The sequence below is a fragment of the Streptomyces sp. NRRL WC-3742 genome, from assembly GCF_000720635.1.
Classification (GTDB): domain Bacteria; phylum Actinomycetota; class Actinomycetes; order Streptomycetales; family Streptomycetaceae; genus Kitasatospora.
Genome location: NZ_JOCF01000002.1, coordinates 74,421 through 92,646, shown reverse-complemented (window position 1 = coordinate 92,646; position 18,226 = coordinate 74,421). Strand labels below are relative to the sequence as shown.

The window sequence follows — 18,226 nt, the reverse complement described above, 5'->3', positions numbered from 1 at the left end:
GAGCGGTGGGGCGGGCCGTCGCCGTTCCGGGAGGCGTGTGGTCGGGAGCAGTCAGTGGGGCAGGGAAGAATGCCCTACGACGTACAGGGCGGCGGAAGGCGGCAGGTCCCGTGGAACCTCGGATCATCGGCAGCAGCACGGACGAGCACCTCGCGGACCCGTTCGGGACGGCCGCGCTGCGCCGGCGCGTGCTGGACGCCTGGGCCGCCTCCCCGGCCCGGTTCCGGGAGGACGCCAACGCCGAGGAGGAACTGGCGCTCGGCGGCTACCGCGACCGCCTGGTCGTCGAGTTGGCGCAGAACGCGGCCGACGCGGCCCTTCGAGCCGGGCACGGCCCCGGGCGGCTGCGGCTGACCCTGGCCGACGGCGTGCTCGCCGCCGCCAACACCGGCGCCCCGCTGGACGCCGCCGCCGTCGAGTCCCTCTCCACCCTGCGCGCCTCCTCCAAGCGCGGCGAGACCCCCACTGTGGGCCGCTTCGGCGTCGGCTTCGCCGCCGTCCTCGCCGTCACCGACGAGCCCGCCGTGCTCGGCTCCGTCGGCGGGGTGCGCTGGTCCCTCGGCGAGGCCCGGGCGCTGGCCGAGGCGCAGCCCGCGCTGGCCGACGAGCTGCGCCGCCGCGACGGCCACGTGCCGCTGCTGCGGCTGCCCTTCGCCGCCGAGGGCCCCGCGCCCGAGGGCTACGACACCGTGGTGGTGCTGCCGCTGCGCGACGCCGCAGCCGAGGACCTGACGCGCCGCCTGCTCGACGGCATCGACGACGCCCTGTTGCTCACCCTGCCCGGCCTCGCCGAGGTCGTGGTGGAGACCGCCGAGGGCACCCGCACCCTCACCCGCGCCGCCGCCGAGCCCCGCCCGGACGGCGTCACCGAGGTGACCGTCACCGTCACCGACCTGCCGGGCCTGCCCGGGCGCCGCACCCTGTGGCAGACCGCCGGCGCCTCCGGCACCCTGGACGCCGCCCTGCTCGCCGACCGCCCCACCGAGGAGCGCGCCCGCCCGTACTGGACCGTCACCTGGGCGGTGCCGGTGCGCGAGGACGGCAGCCCGATGGAGCCCGGCATCGCGCCGGTGCTGCACGCGCCCACCCCCAGCGACGAGCCGATCGGCCTGCCCGCGCTGCTCATCGCCTCCTACCCGCTGGACTCCACCCGCCGGCACGTCGCCCCCGGGCCGCTGACCGACTTCCTCACCGAGCGTGCCGCCGACGGCTACGCCGACCTGCTGCGCGCCCGGGGCGCCGACCTCGGCTCGCTCGGCCTGGTGCCGGGCCCGCTCGGGCAGGGCGCGCTGGACAACGCGCTGCGCGCCGCGATCCTGGGCCGGCTGCCCGGCACGCCGTTCCTGCCGCACCCGGCGCTCGTCGAGCAGGGCACGCCCGCGCTGCGGCCGCAGGACGCGACGCTGCTGGAGGGCGCGGACGGCTCGGTCGTGGAGGCGCTGGCGCCGATCTTCCCCGGGCTGCTGCCCGCCGGCCTGGAGCGCCGCACCGAACTGCGGGTGCTGAACGTGCGCCGGGTGCCGCTGGCCGAGGTGGTCGACCAGCTCGGCGGCCTGGACCGCGAGCCCGCCTGGTGGCGCAACCTGTACGCGGCCCTCGGCGGGGCCGACCCGGAGGCGCTCGGCGCGCTGCCCGTCCCGCTCGCGGACGGGCGCACCGTCACCGGGCCGCGCCGCGTCCTGCTGCCCTCCGAGGACGCCGACTGGGCGGCCTTCCCCGGCTACCCCGAGTCCCTGGCCGGCGCGCTCGCCGCGCTCGACCTGCGCCTGGCCCACCCGGAGGCTTCGCACCCGCTGCTGGCCAAGCTCGGCGCCGGCACCGCCACCCCCGCCGGGGTGCTGGACACTCCCGAGGTGCGCGCCGCCGTCGCCCGCTCCTGCGAGCTGGCCGAGGACGACCTCGACGCGGCGCTCGAACTCACCGACGCCGTCCTGTCGCTGGTCAAGGCCGCCGCCCCCGCGCCCGGCGAGCACCCCTGGCTGGCCCGCCTCGCCCTGCTGGACGACGACGGCGAGCCCGCCTGCGCGGGCGAACTCCTGCTGCCCGGAACCCCGTTGGCGGCGATCGTCCGCGAGGACGACGCCGGCTGGGTGGACGACGACCTGCTCGAGCGCTGGGGCCCCGAGGTGCTCGCGGCGGCCGGGGTGCCCACCGAGTTCGTGCTGGTGCGCGCCGAGGACGTCGTCCTCGACCCGGACGACCTGGAGCGCCTGGACCCCACCGCCCCCGCCGACCGCGCCGCCGGCGGCCGCCTCACCGGGCTCATCGACGAGGCCCCGGACGGGCTCGCCGAATGGGCCGAGGACGTGCTGGAGGCCCTGGACGCCGACGAGGCGATCGGCGTGCCGCCCGTCGCCGCCGAACTCCTCGCCGTGCGCGACCTCGACCTGGTCCACGACGACGCCTGGCCCGAGGCACTGGCCGCCCTCGCCCGCCCGCCCTACCGGGACGCCGTGGTCACCCCCGTGCGCGCCCTGCTGCCGGACGGCACCTACGCCGACCTGCCGCCGTACACCGCCTGGTGGCTGCGCGACCACCCCGTGCTGGACGGCCGCGAGCCCGCCGGGCTGCGCGCCGCCGGGGCGGACCCGCTGCTGCGCGGGCTGTACGAGGAGGCGCGCACCAGCCTGGACGAGCAGTTCCTGCACGCCCTCGGGGTGCGCACCACGCTGGCCGCGCTGCTCGCCGAGCCGCACGGGCCCGACGAGGCGCTGGACCGGATGACGGACCCGGATGCCGAGGTCGGACACCGCCAACTGCACGGCCTGTACAGCGCGTTGGCCCGGGTGGAGCGGGAGCGCATCGAACCGCTGGACGTGGTGCGGGCGTTGGCGCCGCTGGACCCGGCCACGGGGCGCCGCCCCGACCGTACGGTGGTCGTCGACGCCACCGAGGCCGTGGTCGCGGACGCGCCGGACCTCGTCGAACTCCTGCACGACCACCCGGTGTTGCCCGTCGCCCCGGCGCTGGCCGCCGACCTCGCCGAGCGGCTGCACGTGTCGCTGGCCAGCGAGGTGGCTGGCGGGCGGGTGCTCTCCGAGGGCGTGCTGCACCGCGTCCCGGCCGCGGTGCGGGAGCTGCTGCCCGGCTGCCCCGTCGCGTACGAGGAGCACGAGGAGCTGCTGGTGGTCGGCCCGGACGGCGGCGAGGCGGCCGTCGACTGGCGCTGGGACCCGGCCGCGGGGGCGCCGGAGCCGCCGTACGACCCCGAGCTGGCCGAAGCCGAGGACGAGGACGACGAGTTCGAGGTGCCGCCGGTGCCCGGGCTGCTGCACGCCGCCACCCCGGAGGGCCTGGCGGCCGGGCTGGCCTGGTCCGTGGGCCAGTGGCACCGCCGCTTCGAGGTGCTGGCGGCGCTCAGCGAGCCGGACCGGGCCTACGAGCTGTCCGCCGCCCGGGACTTCGAGGGCTGACGCCTGAGCCGCAGGTAGACGGTGGTGGTGACGGTCAGCCAGACGGCGCCGAGCGTCACCACCGCCGCCGCCTTCACCTCGGGCGTCGGCCCGTGCGTCAGGCCGAGCCCCACCATCGCCATGGCCGTGACTCCGGCCGCGAGCACTCCGCCGAGGAAGGCGACGAACGCCTCCAGGTCCCCACCTTTGCGTGCCATGGGGGCCATGCTAGGGCGTGTGCCGGGCGGTCCGACCCGGGCTCACTCCATGCCGCGGCGCCTCATCCAGCCCCAGGTGGCCTCCAGGACCACGCCGCAGACGGCGGCGATGGCGACGCCGGTCCACGGGTCGCGCCAGCCGACCAGGCGCAGCTGGAAGAAGTCGGCGAAGGCCGGGACCAGCAGCACCAGGGCGAAGGCGCCGCCCATGGCGCCGATCAGCAGCAGCCGCCACCAGCTGTACGGGCGGGCGATGATGGCGAGCACCCAGATGGCGATCAGGAACAGCGTCAGGGTGGCCACGCTGGTGTCGGCCTTGAGGTCGGTCGCGTGATCGGTGCGGGCCAGGGCGTAGGCGACGAACGTGCCCGTCCCGGCGATCGCCCCGCCGGGGATGGCCAGGCGCAGCACCCGCTTCACGAAGCCCGTGCGGGCCCGCTCGTTGTTCGGGGCGAGGGCGAGGAAGAAGGCCGGCACGCCGATGGTGAGGGTGGAGAGCACCGTGGAGTGGCGGGGCAGGAACGGGTACGGCGAGTGGGTGAAGATCACCAGCAGTGCCAGCAGCACCGAGTAGACCGTCTTCACCAGGAACAGCGAGGCGACCCGCTCGATGTTGCCGATCACCCGGCGGCCCTCGGCGACCACCGAGGGCAGGGTGGCGAAGGAGTCGTTGAGCAGCACGATCTGGGCGACGGCCTTGGTGGCGTCCGAGCCGGTGCCCATGGCCACGCCGATGTCGGCGTCCTTGAGGGCGAGCACGTCGTTGACGCCGTCGCCGGTCATCGCCACGGTGTGGCCGCGCGACTGCAGCGCCCCGACGAGCTGGCGCTTCTGCTGCGGGGTGACGCGGCCGAAGACGCTGGTGCGCTCGGCGGTGTCGGCCAGCGCCCCGGGCTCGGAGGGCAGGGTGCGGGCGTCCAGCGGTTGGTCGGCGCCGGGCAGGCCGAGGTGGGCGGCGACGGCGCCGACCGAGACGGCCGCGTCGCCGGAGATCACCTTGGCCCGGACGTGCTGGCCCTCGAAGTAGCGCAGCGTTTCGGCGGCGTCCGAGCGCAGCCGCTGCTGGAGCACGACCAGGGCGAGCGGGGCGAGGCCGGCCGCCGGGTCGGGGGAGTCCAGGGGCACGGGGGTGCGGCCCAGCAGCAGCACCCGCAGGCCCTGCGCGCCCAGCTCGTCGACCTCGGCGAGCGCCGGGTGCCCCGCGGGCAGCAGCACGTCCGGGGCGCCGAGCAGCCAGCTGGCCTCGCCGCCCTGCGGCTCCAGCAGCTGCACGCCGCTCCACTTGCGGGCGGAGGAGAAGGGCATGGCCTCGATGACGCGCCAGCCGTTGCCGCCCGGTGCGTCGTCGCCGCGCCCGTACCTGTCGATCACGGCCTGCATGGACGGGTTGGGGCGGGCGTCGGCGCCGGCCATCACGGCGAGGGCGTGCTTGATGGTGTCCTTCTCGACCGGGGGCGCCTCGCCGTCGGAGATCACCCGCAGGTCGATCACGTCCATGCCGCCCTCGGTGAGGGTGCCGGTCTTGTCCAGGCAGACGGTGTCCACCCGGGCCAGGCCCTCGATCGCCGGGAGCTCCTGCACCAGGCACTGCTTGCGGCCCAGCCGGATGACGCCGATCGCGAAGGCCACGGAGGTCAGCAGCACCAGGCCCTCGGGGACCATCGGGACGATGCCCGCCACCATGCGGCGCACCGCCTCGCGCCAGTCGCGGCCCTCGACGGCGAGCTGGCTGATGATCAGGCCGAGGGCGGTGGGGATCAGCAGGTAGGTGATGAAGCGCAGGATGCTGTCGATGCCGCTGCGCAGCTCCGACTTCACCAGGGTGAACTTGCTGGCCTCCTCGGCCAGTTGGGCCGCGTACGCCTCGCGGCCGACCCTGGTGGCGGTGAACGCGCCCGCGCCGGCGACGACGAAGCTGCCGGACATCACCTGGTCGCCGGGGTGCTTGAGGACGGGGTCGGGCTCGCCGGTGAGGAGGGACTCGTCGATCTCCAGGCCGTCCGCCTCGGTGACGGCGCCGTCCACGATCACCTTGTCGCCGATGCCGAGCAGCACGGTGTCGTCGAGGACGATCTCGGAGACGGCGACCTGCTGGGCGGTGCCGTCGCGGCGGACCTGGGGCCTGGCCTCGCCGATCAGGGCCAGGCTGTCGAGGGTCTTCTTGGCGCGCAGCTCCTGGATGATGCCGATCGCGGTGTTGGCGACGATGACCAGGCCGAAGAGGCCGTCCTGGATGGGGCCGACGACCAGGATGATCCCGAACATGATGCCGATGATGGCGTTGAAGCGGGTGAAGACGTTGGCCCGGACGATCTCCTTGGCGGAGCGGCTGGACCGTACGGGGACATCGTTGACCTGGCCCTTCGCGACGCGCTCGGCCACCTCGGCGGCGGTGAGGCCGCCGCGCCGGCCGGGGAGCAGGCCGAGTGGGTGGGCGCCGTCCGGGCGGTTCGCGTCGTCCGGCTGCTCTTCCGCCGGGTGGGCAGGCTGCGTCATGGCACCGACTCTACGGGCGCCTTATGTCCGGTGCGTGCTACTGAAGGACTGATCAGTCCGACTGGGTGGCCGGGTTCTGGCCGTTGTTCGTGACGCCTCCGGCCGCTTCGGCGGCCTCGGCCGCCCTGGCGCGGTCGCGGTTGATCGCGGCGCGGCGGGCGCGGCAGTACCAGAGGCCGATCAGGCCCAGCAGGCCGCCGGAGAGGCAGATCCAGGGCCAGCTGCCGTGGTCGTGGTCGGAGAGGGTGCTCTGGAAGGGGACCAGCGCCAGGAAGGCGACGAACCACACCACCGTGCCGACGCCGACGATGGCGACGTCGTTGGCCTCCAGCGGAGGGGGGGAGGGGTGCAGCGGCTTCTTGGGCATGGGGCCTAGCGTACGGTCTCCGTCGGCGGCGGCCGTGGTGAGGCGCAGGTGCCGGGGGTCCTGAGGCGCTCTGCGGCGCCCTGAGGCCCTCTGCGGCGCTTTAGGGCGCTTCCCGGCGCTCTACGCGCGAAGATAGCGCGTGTGCGATCGGGAAACCATACTTAAAGGTCCCGCCCTGGCCACCGTCGCCCCGGGCGCTCCCCCTCCTCAGCTCCCCCACAGAGGACGCACGCATGCCTGTGGTCCAGTCGACCACCGAGTCGCCCGAACCCGCCTCCAGCGCCCCCCTGCCCCCGTCGGGCCCGCTGGACCGCTTCTTCCGGATCAGCGAGCGCGGCTCCACTCTGCCGCGCGAGATCCGCGGCGGCGTGGCCACCTTCTTCACCATGGCGTACATCCTGGTGCTGAACCCGATCATCCTGGCCAGCGCCACGGACATGACCGGGGCCCACCTCGACAGCGCCCAGCTCGTCACCGCCACCGCCCTCACCGCGGGTCTCACCACCCTGCTCATGGGCGTCATCGGCAACGTGCCGATCGGCCTGGCCGCCGGGCTCGGCGTCAACACCATCGTGGCGCTGCAGCTCGCGCCCAAGATGACCTGGCCCGACGCCATGGGCATGGTCGTGCTCGCCGGCTTCGCGATCATGCTGCTGGTCGCCACGGGCCTGCGCGAACGCGTCATGAGCGCCGTGCCGCTGGGCCTGCGCAAGGCCATCGCCATCGGGATCGGCCTGTTCATCAGCCTCGTCGGCCTCGTCGACTCCGGCTTCGTCAGCCGCATTCCGGACGTCGCGCACACCACCGTCCCGCTGCAGCTCGGCGGCAACGGGCACCTGCTCGGCTGGCCCGTGCTGATCTTCGTCGTCGGCCTGCTGCTGACCCTCGTCCTGCTGATCCGCAAGGTGCCGGGCGCGATCCTCATCAGCATCGTCGTCTCCACCGGGCTCGCCGTGGTCATCGACAAGCTGGCCGACGTCCCGGCCGCCAAGTGGGGCCTGACCGTCCCGGCCTGGCCCGGCAACCCCGTCGCCGCGCCCGACTTCGGGCTGGTCGGCAAGGTGAGCCTGTTCGGCGGCTTCGAGAAGGTCGGTGTCCTCACCGGCGTCCTGTTCGTCTTCACCGTGCTGATGAGCTGCTTCTTCGACGCGATGGGCACCATCCTCGGCGTCGCCGACGAGGCCCACCTGCTGGACGAGAAGGGCGACCTGCCGGGCATCAACAAGATCCTCATGGTCGACGGCATCGCCACCGCCGCGGGCGGCGCCACCTCGGCCTCCGCCAACACCTGCTTCGTCGAGTCCACCGCCGGCGTCGGCGAGGGCGCCCGCACGGGCTTCGCCTCCATCGTCACGGGCCTGCTCTTCGTGGTGGCGCTCTTCCTCACCCCGCTCGCCACCATGGTCCCCGCCCAGGCCGCCACCCCGGCCCTGGTCACCGTCGGCTTCCTGATCCTGGCCAACTCGATCAAGGACATCGACTGGGCCGACTTCACCATCGCGATCCCGGCCTTCCTGACCATCGCGATGATGCCCTTCACCTACTCCATCACCAACGGCCTGGGCATCGGGTTCATCACCTTCTGCGTCCTCCGCGTCGCCGCCGGCCGCGGCCGCGAGGTGCCGGTGGCCATGTACGCCGTGGCCGGCATCTTCACCTTCTACTACCTGATGCCCGCCTTCGGCCTCCTCTGACGCCAACGAAGGCAAGCAGCCACGAGGGCCCTCTCCGCATCGTGCGGGGAGGGCCCTTTCGGTGTTGGCGGGGGTGGTCAGTGGAGGCAGAACTCGTTGCCCTCGGGATCTTGCATGACGGTCCAGGAGCCGCCGGGTTCGGTGACCTCGCGCTGGGTGGTGGCGCCGGCGGTGAGGAGGCGGGTGAGGGTGGCGGGGCGGTCGGCGGGGGCGGGGTGGAGGTCGAGGTGGAGGCGGTTCTTGCCGGTCTTGGGCTCGGGGACGGCCTGGAAGAGGATGCGGCGGCCGAGGCCCGTGTCGGAGACCGGGTCGAACGGGTCCTCGGGGTGGCGGACGGCGGCGAGGGTGCGCCAGGCGGGGTGGCCGTCGACCTCGGTGAGGGCGTCCTCGGAGACCGCGCCGGCGGAGAGGAGGCGGGCGATCAGGGTGCTGTGGTCCTCGACGGCGTACTCCAGGGCGGAGGCCCAGAAGGAAGCCTGGCGGTGCGGGTCGGCGCAGTCGATGACGAGTTTCCAGTGCATGGGCATGGAACGTTCCTAGCGGAGGGGTGTGACACCGGTCGGGCAGGCTCGTTCGAACGTGTCGATAAGAGGTGTCAAAAAGGTGCCCGTGTAGGCCAGTTGGCGGCGGGAATACTGGCAGGACGGGAGACGGGGAGGGGACTCGATCCATGGTGCGACAAGATCCGCCCGCCGGTGTCGAGGCGCAGTTGCTGCCGGACCTGTTCTGGGCGGCGGACAAGGCTTCGCTGGACGGGCAGCGCGAGACGCTGCGCTGGTACCGCGGACTGATCGCGATGCTGGTGCTCGCCGCCGCGATCGGGTCGTTCCCCGGCCCGGACAAGGACGGCGAGTTCGACGTGTGGCCGCTGTTCTCGGTGGGCGCGTTCCTCGTCGCCGGGTACTTCTGGGCCCGGCTGCGCACCAGCAACCCGCAGGGCCGCTGGTACGAGGCCCGGGCGGCGGCCGAGTCGGTGAAGACGCTGGCCTGGAAGTACACCGTGCGGGCCCGGCCCTTCGACGGCGAGGCGGAGTCCGCGGACGTGGACCACGGCTACCTGCTCCAGGTCGAGGACGTGCTGCGGGCCTTCGAGGACCCGGAGATCGTGCCGCCCGGCACCGTCGCCGAGATCACCGACGAGATGCGGCGCCAGCGCGCCGGCAGCCTGACCTCCCGGCGCACCCTCTACCTGCGCACCCGGGTGGAGAGCCAGCGCACCTGGTACCGCTCCCGCGCGGACGCCTGCGACTCGCAGGCCGTCTCCTGGGGGCTCGGCATCGCGGTGCTGATCATCATCGGCGCGGCGGCGGCCGTCGCCCAGGCCACCGGCGCGCTGTCGGTGCACGTCTTCGGCGCCAGCTCGGCCGCGGCCGCCTCGATCATCGCCTGGACGCAGCTCAAGCAGCTGCGCCCGCTGGCCGCCGCGTACCAGCTGGCCGCCCGGGAACTGGACCACGTCGGCAACCAGCTGTCCGACCTGGACGTGCGGGCGCCGGACGCCGAGGCGCGGTGGGCGCGGCTGGCCGCGGAGGCGGAGGACGCCGTCTCGCGCGAGCACACCACCTGGCGGGCACGGCGGGCGTTCCCGCGCTAGGCCCTGTCCGGGCGCTCCCGCGCTAGCCGCTCCCGGGAAGGGACTTGGGGAGAAACCGCGAAGCGGGGACGCCCCGGGTGCACAGGTGTGCGGGGTGCGTGAGGGGTGGGCGGGGAGATGCGGAACGTAATCGTTACGTGTCCATGTCCTGATTTCATCGCCTGCGTGCGACCACGTTTCGCCCGGAGGTTTCCTTGCGCATTCTCCTGATCGCCAGCGCGTTCAACAGTCTGACCCAGCGCGTGCACACCGAGCTGCGGGAGCGCGGCCACGAGGTCGCCGTGCAACTCGCCCTCGGGGACGAGCAGATGAGGGCGGCGGTGAGCCGGACCGATCCCGAGCTGATCATCTGCCCGATGCTGACCAAGGCCGTCCCGGAGGACATCTGGTCCACCCGGACCGTCCTGATCGTGCACCCCGGGCCGAAGGGCGACCGCGGGCCCTCCTCCCTCGACTGGGCGATCACCGAGGGCGCTGAGCGCTGGGGCGTCACCGTGCTCCAGGCCGTCGCGGAGATGGACGCCGGCGACATCTGGGCGTCCGTCGAGTTCCCCGTCCCGGCCTGCGGGAAGAGCGAGTTGTACCGCAACGAGGTCGCCGAGGCCGCCGTCGAGGCCGTCCTGCTGGCCGTCCAGCGGTTCCAGGGGGGCCTGTTCACCCCCGAACCGCTCGACTACGACCGCCCGGACGTGCAGGGCCGACTGCGGCCGTTCCTCAAGCAGGACGTCCGCCGGATCGACTGGGCGGTGGACGACACCGCCACCGTCCTGCGCAAGTTGCGCGCCGCCGACTCCCAGCCCGGCGTGCTGGACGAGCTGTACGGGCGCGAGTTCTTCCTGCACGGCGGCCACCCCGAGGACGAGCTGCGCGGCCCGGAGCCCGGCGCCGTGCTCGCCACCCGGGACGGGGCGATCTGCCGCGCCACCGTGGACGGCGCGGTGTGGATCCCGCAGCTGCGCCCGCGCCGGACCCCCGGCGGGCCGGCCACCTTCAAGCTGCCGGCCGCGACGGTGCTCGCCGGCGAGCTGGGCCGGGTCCGCGAGGTGCGGGTGAGCCCGTCCTCGGCCGGCCGCCGGGACACCTGGTCGGAGCTGCGCTACCACGAGGAGGGCGAGGTCGGCTTCCTCGAATTCGCCTACGCGGGCGGGGCGATGGACACCGGGCAGTGCCGTCGGCTGCTGGCCGCCTACCGCGAGGCCGCCGACCGGCCCACCTCGGTGATGGTGCTGGGCGCGCCCCGGGACTTCTACTCCAACGGCATCCACCTCAACGTCATCGAGGGCTCGGAGTTCCCGGCGCTGGAGTCCTGGGAGAACATCAACGCGATGGACGACCTGGTCGAGGCGATCCTGACCACCGAGGACAAGGTGACCGTCGCCGCGCTGGCCGGGAACGCAGCGGCCGGCGGCCTGATGCTGGCCCTGGCCGCCGACGAGGTGTGGTGCCGGGAGTCGGCGGTGCTCAACCCGCACTACCGGCTGATGGGCCTGTACGGCTCCGAGTACTGGACGTACACCCTGCCGGCCCGGGTCGGCGCCGAGCGGGCGGAGCGGCTCACCACCGAGGCGCTGCCGGTCGGGGCCGAACACGCCCGCCGGATCGGCCTGGTGGACCGTACGGCCGGTGGGGACGCGGCGGAGTTCCGCCGCTGGACGGCCCGGGAGGCGGCCCTGCTGGCCGGCTCACCGGAGATCACCGGGCGGCTGGTGGACAAGAAGCGCCGCCGTGCGGAGCACGAGGAAGCGAAGCCGCTGGCCGAGTACCGGGCGGAGGAACTGCGCCGGATGCACGCCAACTTCTACCGGGCGGGCGAGGCGTACCACGGGCTGCGGCGGGACTTCGTGCACAAGGTCTGCCCGGTGGCCACGCCGGAGCACCTGACGGGGTTGCTGGCCCGGCCCGAGTGACGGCGGGACCGAAACGACGTCCGGCCGGGGAGGGGAACCCGGCCGGACGTCGTTTCGGTTTTCCACTGCCCGGTCTTCCGCTGTCCGGCCTCAGCCCCGGACGGTCGTGCGGCTCCTGGGGCTCCGCTGCGGGGGCACCCGGGGCACCCGGGGCGGCCGCGCGGCCAGCGGGGCCGCCGGGCCGGCCAGCACGGGGCGGGCGGACGGCTTGCTCGGCGAGACGGCGAAGGCCAGGGAGCCGAGGAAGACGTAGCAGCCCAGCCCGACCGCGAGCGGGAAGATGAACTGCAGTGCCATCACACCGCCCGCGGTGGAGTGCGAGAGGTCCAGCCGGACCGACAGCGCGGCCATCCCGGTGTAGTGCATCGCGCACACGGCCACGCCCATCACCGGTGCCGCGGCCAGCACGGCGAAGGTGCCCCGGATGTTCAGCGCGGCCCAGAGCGCGGCCGTCGCGGCGAACACCGCGATGCCGATCGACAGCCCTACGGTGAAGCGGTCGTAGTGGAGTTGGCCGGGCAGCACCATCGCGGCCATGCCCAGGTAGTGCATCGCGGCGACGCCGAGGCCGGTGGTCAGCCCGCCGACCAGGAGCGACAGGACGGGATTGCCGCGCCAGTACCCGACGGTGAACAGCCCGATGCCCACCACGGCGACGGCGACCAGCAGGCTGAGGATCGTCGGCCCGGGCAGGTAGGTGATCTCGACGCCCCTGACGGAGAATCCGAGCATCGCGATGAAGTGCATGGACCAGATTCCGGCACCGAGCGAGGTCGACGCGAACATCAGCCAGGCGGCCCGGCTGCGGTCCCGCGAGACGAGTGCCCAGCGGGTCGCGCGCAGGGCGATGTAGGCGCCGAGGCAGGCGACGAAGTACGAGACCGCCGGTGTCACCCAGCCGTGGTCCGCATGATGGATCTCACCCAACTGAGCTCCCTGGATGTGGGGTTCGAGGGCGCCAGGGCTCGGGCGGACGCCGGTGGGACCGGGTCGCCGGGGAAGAGTGCGGGGCGGGCACGCATAGGGGTGCCACCGGGGGAGACCTGGCATGTGGTGCCCCTGACAAGGGGGACAGTAACCACTGCCGGGCGGCCGCACAATGTCCGGGTTTTCGTGAAGTCGCAGGTCAGGAAGGACCTTTACGTAGCCTGCAAGATCTCGGCACCAAGCCCTGACAGTGCCTGCGCACCGTCCCCAGGCTCGTCGGTCGGTCAGTCCAGGGGTGCGAGGCCGAAGGGGTGGCCCGCCGGGTCGATGAGGACCCTGAGGGTGCGGCCGTGCTGGAAGGTCGGCTCGGTCGCACCCAGGGCGAGGGCCCTGGCGGTGGTCTCCTCCAGGTCGTCGACGTAGAAGTCGAGGTGGAAGTGCTTGCCGCCGTCCGGCTCCGTCCACGGCTCGGGGCGATATCCGGCCACCCGGCCGAAGGCGAGGGGGCTGCCGCCCTCGGGGTTGTCGAGGATGGCGAAGTGGTCGTCCGCGTGCCGGGTCTCCCAGCCCAGGAGCTCGCCGTAGAACGCCGCGAGTGCGAGCGGGTCGGCGCAGTCGACGGTGACCATGGCGAGGCGGGCGAAGCCGGTGCCGTTGGGAGCGGGCTGTTCGGCGGCGAGGTCGGACATGGCTGGTCGGCCCTTCTGGGAGCGGGGGACCTGTGGCCCCTGACCCCAATATGGCACCGGGGCGCGGGGCGGGCACGGCGGGAACGGATTTTATTTAGCGAGAGTAATGACGTAGTCTAAGGACATGCCCGAGATGTCCGAGCAGGACCTCGCAGCGATCTCACAGCTGCGGTCGTCCACGATGCGCCTGTCCCGACGGCTCAAACACCAGCGGGTGGAGGAGTCGTTGAGTCCTACCGAGATGGGGGTGCTGGGCACCCTCTCCCGGTGCGGGAAGGCGACGCCGGGTGAGCTCGCCCGGAAGGAGCACGTGCAGCCCCCCTCGATGACCAGGATCGTCGCGATGCTGGAGGAGAAGGGGCTGGTGCGGCGGGAGCCGCACCCCGAGGACCGCCGCCAGGTGGTCGTCAGCAGCACCGAGCAGGCCCAGGCGATCCTCGACGAGAGCCGCCGGCGCCGCAACGTCTGGCTCGCCGAGCTCGCCCAGGGGCTCGACGAGGAGGAGTGGGCCGTCCTCAAGCAGGCCGCGCCCGTGCTCTACAAGCTCGCCCACCTGTAGCTCGCCCGCAGCCCGCACACCCGCAGCCCGCACGCCCGTAGCTCGCACATCCGTAGGCACACCGAACCCGGCAAGCCGCCGGGAGGAGAAGGAGCCCGCATCACCGCAGGACCGACCACCGACACCAGGAGCGCGACGGCCCCCGCCGGGGCCGTCGCGCCGCGAGGGGAGAACACCGTGACACCGCCGGTCGCAGCCAGCGCCGCCGCCCGTACCCGATTCGACGACACCACCACCGAGACCCCCGCGGCCGCCGCCGCGGACGCCGATGCCCAGGCCCCCGCCCCCAGCGGACTGCCCGGCAACGGCGACGACGACCCCGACGAACGCACCGCGGCGCACCGCGCCGCTCAGGGCCGCACCCACGCGGCCTCGTCTCCCACAGGTGCCCGCTTCACCAGGCCCGGGGGGATGTTCTCCTCCCTGCGCGTTCGCAACTACCGCTACTACTTCGCCGGCCAGGTCGTGTCCAACACCGGCACCTGGATGCAGCGGATCGCCCAGGACTGGCTGGTGCTGAGCCTCACCGGCAGCCCGCTCGCGGTCGGCATCACCACCGCGATGCAGTTCCTGCCGATGCTGCTGCTCGGCCTCTTCGGCGGCGTGCTCGCCGACCGGATGCCCAAGCGCCGGCTGCTGATCTACACCCAGGGCGCGATGGGCCTGCTCGCCGCGGGCCTCGCCGTGCTGACCGTGGGCGGCGTCGTCACGCCGTACTACGTGTACGGCTTCGCGCTGCTGCTCGGCCTCGTCACCGTCGTGGACAACCCGACCCGGCAGGCGTTCGTCTCCGAGATGGTCGGGCCCAAGGACCTCGCCAACGCCGTCAGCCTCAACGCCGCCAACTTCCAGACCGCGCGCCTGGTCGGCCCCGCCGTCGCGGGCCTGCTGATCGCCGCCGTCGGCAGCGGCTGGGCGTTCGCCGTCAACGCGCTCTCCTTCGCCGCCGTGATCGGCGGGCTGCTGGCGATGCGCGAGTCCGAGCTGCGCCCGACCGAGCCGATCGCCCGGGAGAAGGGGCAGCTGAAGGAGGGGCTGCGGTACGTGAAGGAGCGGCCCGAGCTGCTCTGGCCGATGGTGCTCGCCGGGTTCATCGGCACCTTCGGCTTCAACTTCCCGACGCTGCTGTCCGGCTTCGCGTACGACACGTTCAAGGTGGGCGCCGGGGAGTACGGCCTGCTGAACACCGCGATGGCCGTCGGGTCGCTGACCGGTGCGCTGCTCGCCGCCCGCAGGGGCGCGCCGAGGCTGCGGCGGCTGGTCGGCGCGGCGCTGGGCTTCGGGGCGCTGGAGGTGGTCGCGGCCTTCGCACCCGACTACTGGACCTTCGCGCTGCTGCTGATGATGATCGGGGTGTTCGGGCTGAGCTTCAACACCTCCGTCAACTCCGCGCTGCAGCTGGCCACCGACCCCGCGATGCGCGGCCGGGTGATGGGCCTGCTGGTGCTGGTCTTCACCGGAGGCACGCCGATCGGCGCCCCGGTCGTCGGCTGGGTCACCGCCTCGTACGGGCCCCGGCCGGGCCTGCTCGCCTGCGGGCTGGTGTCCGCCCTGGCGGCGGGCGTGGTGGGCCTGGTGCTGGCCCGCAGTGCGGACCTGCGGGTGCGCTTCGACCTGCACCCGGGGCGCGGCGGGCGGATGGTGGCCTTCGTGCCGCGCACCGCTGCCGCGGGCAAGGTGGGGCTGGCCACCGCCTGCTGAGGTGGTGCCGGAAACGGCACTACGCCAGTAGTGGCACTACGGAAGTAGTGCCACTACTGGCGTAGTGATGCGCCCTCAGAGACGGATCTCGAGCAGCTGGCCCGGCCACATGCCCGCGGGCTGCTCGACCTCGAAGCCCTCCAGCTCGGTGAAGCCGAGCGCCCGGTACTGGCCGACCAGCTTGCGGTCGTTGCCCGCGTAGCAGTCCACCCGCAGGAGGTCGAGGTCGCGGCGGCGGGTCTCCTCGACCGCGTCGGCGATCAGGGCGGCGCCGATGCCGGAGCCCTTGCGGCTGCGGTCGGTGACCAGGAGGCGGACGTAGAGCTCGGGTTCCTTCGAGGCGGGGACGAGCCTGCCGCGGTCCTCGGCGAGGACGCAGCAGCCGACCGTGCGGCCGTCCTCGTCCACCGCGAGGCGGACCAGGAACGACTCCCCGGTGTACGAGGTGACCTGGTCGACCCGGGCCTGGCTGGTGCTGAAGGGCTGGTCGCCCCACTGGCCTGTGCGTTCTTGGGACGCCAGCCAGGAGACGGCGCCGTCGAGCAGGGACAGAATGTCGGGGACGTCCGCGAGGCCCCCGTTGCGGATCTTCATGGAAATCCGTTCTACCCCAAACGGGTGAGCGCGGGAAGATGGGCCCATGAGGTTGTTCGTGGCGGTGCTGCCTCCGCCGGAGGCACTGCAGGGGCTTGCCGACGCCGTCGCACCGGTGCGCGCACTGCCAGGGGCGGAGCGGCTGCGCTGGACGGCCGCGGAGGGCTGGCACCTGACGCTGGCCTTCCTCGGCGAGGTGGCGCCCGAACGAGTGCCGGGGCTGGAGACGGCCCTGGCGGGCGTCGCGCAGGTCCACCCGGTGCACCGGCTGAGGATCGCGGGCTCCGGGCGGTTCGGGGACAAGGTGCTCTGGGCCGGGGTCGAGGGGCGGACCAGGGAGCTGCGCGGGCTCGCGGAGGCCGTCAGCGAGGCCGTCGCCCAGGCCGCCGCCCAGGCCCTCACCGAGGGCGTCACCGAGGCCGTCGCCGGCGAGCCGACCGGCCGGGCCGACCCGTACGCCTTCCACCCGCACCTGACCCTGGCCAGGGCCGGCTCCTCGCGCGGCCACCGCAGGGCCGTGCAGCGGGCGGCGGCGGCCGAGATGGAGGGCATGGCGGCGGCGCTGGCGCCGTACCGGGGGCCGGAGTGGGAGGCGGGCGAGCTGCACCTGATGCGCAGCGACCTGGCCGGGGGCTTCGCGCACTACGAGTCGCTGCGCTCCTGGGCGCTGGCCGACTGGGGGCGGGAGGACGGTGGACGGGCCGACGGGGGACGGGCCGACCGGGGGCGGGAGACGGCCGAGGGGTGAGCCGGAGGTACGCTCGTTGACCGTGGACCCCAAGACTCGAATGCGCATCGTCTCCGGCACCCTGGTGCTGCTGCTGGTCGTCGTGCTGATCAGCTCACTGGTCAACCGCTAGGCCATGCGTGAGGGCCACCACCCGCCCGGGTGGTGGCCCTCACGCATGCCTCGGCAGGGCTCAGAGCGGCTCGACCACGTAGTCGATGCAGTGGGTGAGCGCCTCGACGTCCGCCGGGTCGACGGCCGGGAACATCGCGATGCGCAGCTGGTTGCGGCCCAGCTTGCGGTAGGGCTCGGTGTCCACGATGCCGTTGGCGCGCAGGGCCTTGGCGACCGCGGCGGCGTCCACCGACTCGTCGAAGTCGATGGTGCCGACCACCTGGGAGCGCTCGGCCGGGTTCGCCACGAACGGGGTGGCGAAGGAGGACTTCTCGGCCCAGGCGTACAGCCGGGAGGAGGAGTCGGCCGTACGGGCGACGGCCCAGTCCAGGCCGCCGTTGCCGTTGATCCACTCGAGCTGGTCGGCCAGCAGGAAGAGGGTGGCGATCGACGGGGTGTTGTACGTCTGGTCCTTCGACGAGTTGTCGATGGCCGTCGGCAGCGAGAAGAACGGCGGGATGTACCGGCCGGAGGCGGCGATCTCGGCGGCGCGCTCCAGGGCGGCCGGGGAGAAGCTGGCCAGCCAGAGGCCGCCCTCGGAGGCGAAGGACTTCTGCGGGGCGAAGTAGTAGACGTCCGTCTCGGTGATGTCGACGGGCAGGCCGCCGGCGCCCGAGGTGGCGTCCACCAGGACGAGCGAGCCCTCGTCGGCGCCCGCGGGGCGCTTGATCGGCATCGCGACGCCGGTGGAGGTCTCGTTGTGGGTGAGGCCGTAGACGTCCACGCCGGCCTCGGCGACCGGCAGCGGGTGGGTGCCCGGGGCGGTCTTGATCACGGTCGGCTCGCCCAGCCAGGGGGCGGCCTTGACCGAGGAGGCGAACTTGGACGAGAACTCGCCGAAGTCGAGGTGCTGGGACTTCTCCCGCACCAGGCCGAAGGCGGCGATGTCCCAGAAGGCGGTGGAGCCGCCGTTGCCGAGGACGACCTCGTAGCCGTCCGGCAGGGAGAAGAGGCTGCTCACGCCCTCGCGCACGCGCTTGACCAGGTTCTTGACCGGGGCCTGGCGGTGCGAGGTGCCGAGCAGGGAGGTCTGGGTGGCGGCGAGGGCACTCAGTGCCTCGGGGCGCACCTTGGACGGTCCGCAGCCGAAACGGCCGTCTGCGGGCTTGATGTCAGCGGGGATCTGGATCTGAGCCACCCGCGCAGCCTACCGGCCGGGCCCTCGCCCGGGGAACGGTCGTCCGCAC

At 73.4% G+C, this 18,226-nt stretch carries 15 protein-coding genes; 7 read left to right on the top strand and 8 right to left on the bottom strand.

All coding sequences use genetic code 11. The features are described from left to right. Positions 1-110 precede the first annotated feature (110 nt). Positions 111-3,413 (top strand): sacsin N-terminal ATP-binding-like domain-containing protein, encoded by a 3,303-nt coding sequence (locus tag IH61_RS0101880; RefSeq protein ID WP_107057011.1) that lies wholly within the window; start codon positions 111-113, stop codon positions 3,411-3,413. Here IH61_RS0101880 and IH61_RS0101875 read toward each other — a convergent pair. Genes IH61_RS0101875 through IH61_RS0101865 form a run of 3 tightly spaced genes read right to left on the bottom strand, consistent with a single transcriptional unit; the run spans position 3,377 to position 6,473 of the window. Beyond that, on the bottom strand, positions 3,377-3,610 hold the full coding sequence (locus tag IH61_RS0101875; RefSeq protein ID WP_158844527.1) for a hypothetical protein: 234 nt from the start codon (positions 3,608-3,610) through the stop codon (positions 3,377-3,379). The genes IH61_RS0101880 and IH61_RS0101875 overlap by 37 nt on opposite strands. Positions 3,611-3,652: 42 nt before the next feature. Continuing rightward, positions 3,653-6,106 (bottom strand): HAD-IC family P-type ATPase, encoded by a 2,454-nt coding sequence (locus IH61_RS0101870; RefSeq protein WP_031063835.1) that lies wholly within the window; start codon positions 6,104-6,106, stop codon positions 3,653-3,655. 52 nt (positions 6,107-6,158) lie between these two features. After that, the gene (locus IH61_RS0101865; RefSeq protein WP_031063833.1) at positions 6,159-6,473 is read right to left on the bottom strand and encodes a DUF2530 domain-containing protein; all 315 of its coding nucleotides are present in this window, start codon (positions 6,471-6,473) and stop codon (positions 6,159-6,161) included. A gap of 233 nt (positions 6,474-6,706) precedes the next feature. Between IH61_RS0101865 and IH61_RS0101860 the strand changes: the two genes are divergently transcribed. Next, positions 6,707-8,167 (top strand): NCS2 family permease, encoded by a 1,461-nt coding sequence (locus IH61_RS0101860; RefSeq protein WP_031063830.1) that lies wholly within the window; start codon positions 6,707-6,709, stop codon positions 8,165-8,167. A 77-nt stretch (positions 8,168-8,244) separates the two neighbouring features. Here IH61_RS0101860 and IH61_RS0101855 read toward each other — a convergent pair whose 3' ends face one another. After that, entirely contained in the window at positions 8,245-8,694 is a 450-nt protein-coding gene (locus tag IH61_RS0101855) for a VOC family protein (RefSeq protein ID WP_031063827.1), read from the bottom strand. Positions 8,695-8,837: 143 nt separating this feature from the next. Between IH61_RS0101855 and IH61_RS0101850 the strand changes: the two genes are divergently transcribed. Both IH61_RS0101850 and IH61_RS0101845 read left to right on the top strand, forming a co-directional pair. Then, a complete protein-coding gene (locus IH61_RS0101850) occupies positions 8,838-9,761 on the top strand; it encodes a DUF4231 domain-containing protein (RefSeq protein WP_078910754.1) in 924 nt (307 codons plus the stop codon). A 194-nt stretch (positions 9,762-9,955) separates the two neighbouring features. Next, positions 9,956-11,668, top strand: coding sequence for a hydrogenase maturation protein (locus IH61_RS0101845; RefSeq protein WP_031063821.1), 1,713 nt, complete (start codon positions 9,956-9,958; stop codon positions 11,666-11,668). A gap of 90 nt (positions 11,669-11,758) precedes the next feature. Here the strand turns inward: IH61_RS0101845 and IH61_RS0101840 are convergent, their stop codons facing one another. Continuing rightward, positions 11,759-12,595 (bottom strand): MHYT domain-containing protein, encoded by an 837-nt coding sequence (locus IH61_RS0101840; RefSeq protein WP_051836102.1) that lies wholly within the window; start codon positions 12,593-12,595, stop codon positions 11,759-11,761. Positions 12,596-12,879: 284 nt separating this feature from the next. Beyond that, entirely contained in the window at positions 12,880-13,284 is a 405-nt protein-coding gene (locus tag IH61_RS0101835) for a VOC family protein (RefSeq protein ID WP_037971342.1), read from the bottom strand. A gap of 124 nt (positions 13,285-13,408) precedes the next feature. Between IH61_RS0101835 and IH61_RS0101830 the strand changes: the two genes are divergently transcribed. Together IH61_RS0101830 and IH61_RS0101825 are read left to right on the top strand one after the other, a co-directional pair. Further along, positions 13,409-13,843: a MarR family winged helix-turn-helix transcriptional regulator gene (locus IH61_RS0101830; RefSeq protein ID WP_031063814.1), complete on the top strand. Its 435-nt coding sequence runs from the start codon at positions 13,409-13,411 to the stop codon at positions 13,841-13,843. Positions 13,844-14,254: 411 nt separating this feature from the next. Next, positions 14,255-15,544, top strand: coding sequence for an MFS transporter (locus IH61_RS0101825; RefSeq protein WP_051836129.1), 1,290 nt, complete (start codon positions 14,255-14,257; stop codon positions 15,542-15,544). A gap of 75 nt (positions 15,545-15,619) precedes the next feature. On the opposite strand, the gene IH61_RS0101820 is transcribed toward IH61_RS0101825, so the two are convergent. Beyond that, positions 15,620-16,138, bottom strand: coding sequence for a GNAT family N-acetyltransferase (locus IH61_RS0101820; RefSeq protein ID WP_031063808.1), 519 nt, complete (start codon positions 16,136-16,138; stop codon positions 15,620-15,622). Positions 16,139-16,184: 46 nt separating this feature from the next. On the opposite strand from IH61_RS0101820, the gene thpR reads away from it, so the two are divergent. Beyond that, positions 16,185-16,886, top strand: coding sequence for an RNA 2',3'-cyclic phosphodiesterase (gene thpR, locus IH61_RS0101815; RefSeq protein ID WP_078910752.1), 702 nt, complete (start codon positions 16,185-16,187; stop codon positions 16,884-16,886). A 172-nt stretch (positions 16,887-17,058) separates the two neighbouring features. Here thpR and serC read toward each other — a convergent pair whose 3' ends face one another. Then, positions 17,059-18,177 (bottom strand): phosphoserine transaminase, encoded by a 1,119-nt coding sequence (gene serC, locus IH61_RS0101805; RefSeq protein WP_031063802.1) that lies wholly within the window; start codon positions 18,175-18,177, stop codon positions 17,059-17,061. Positions 18,178-18,226 lie beyond the last annotated feature (49 nt).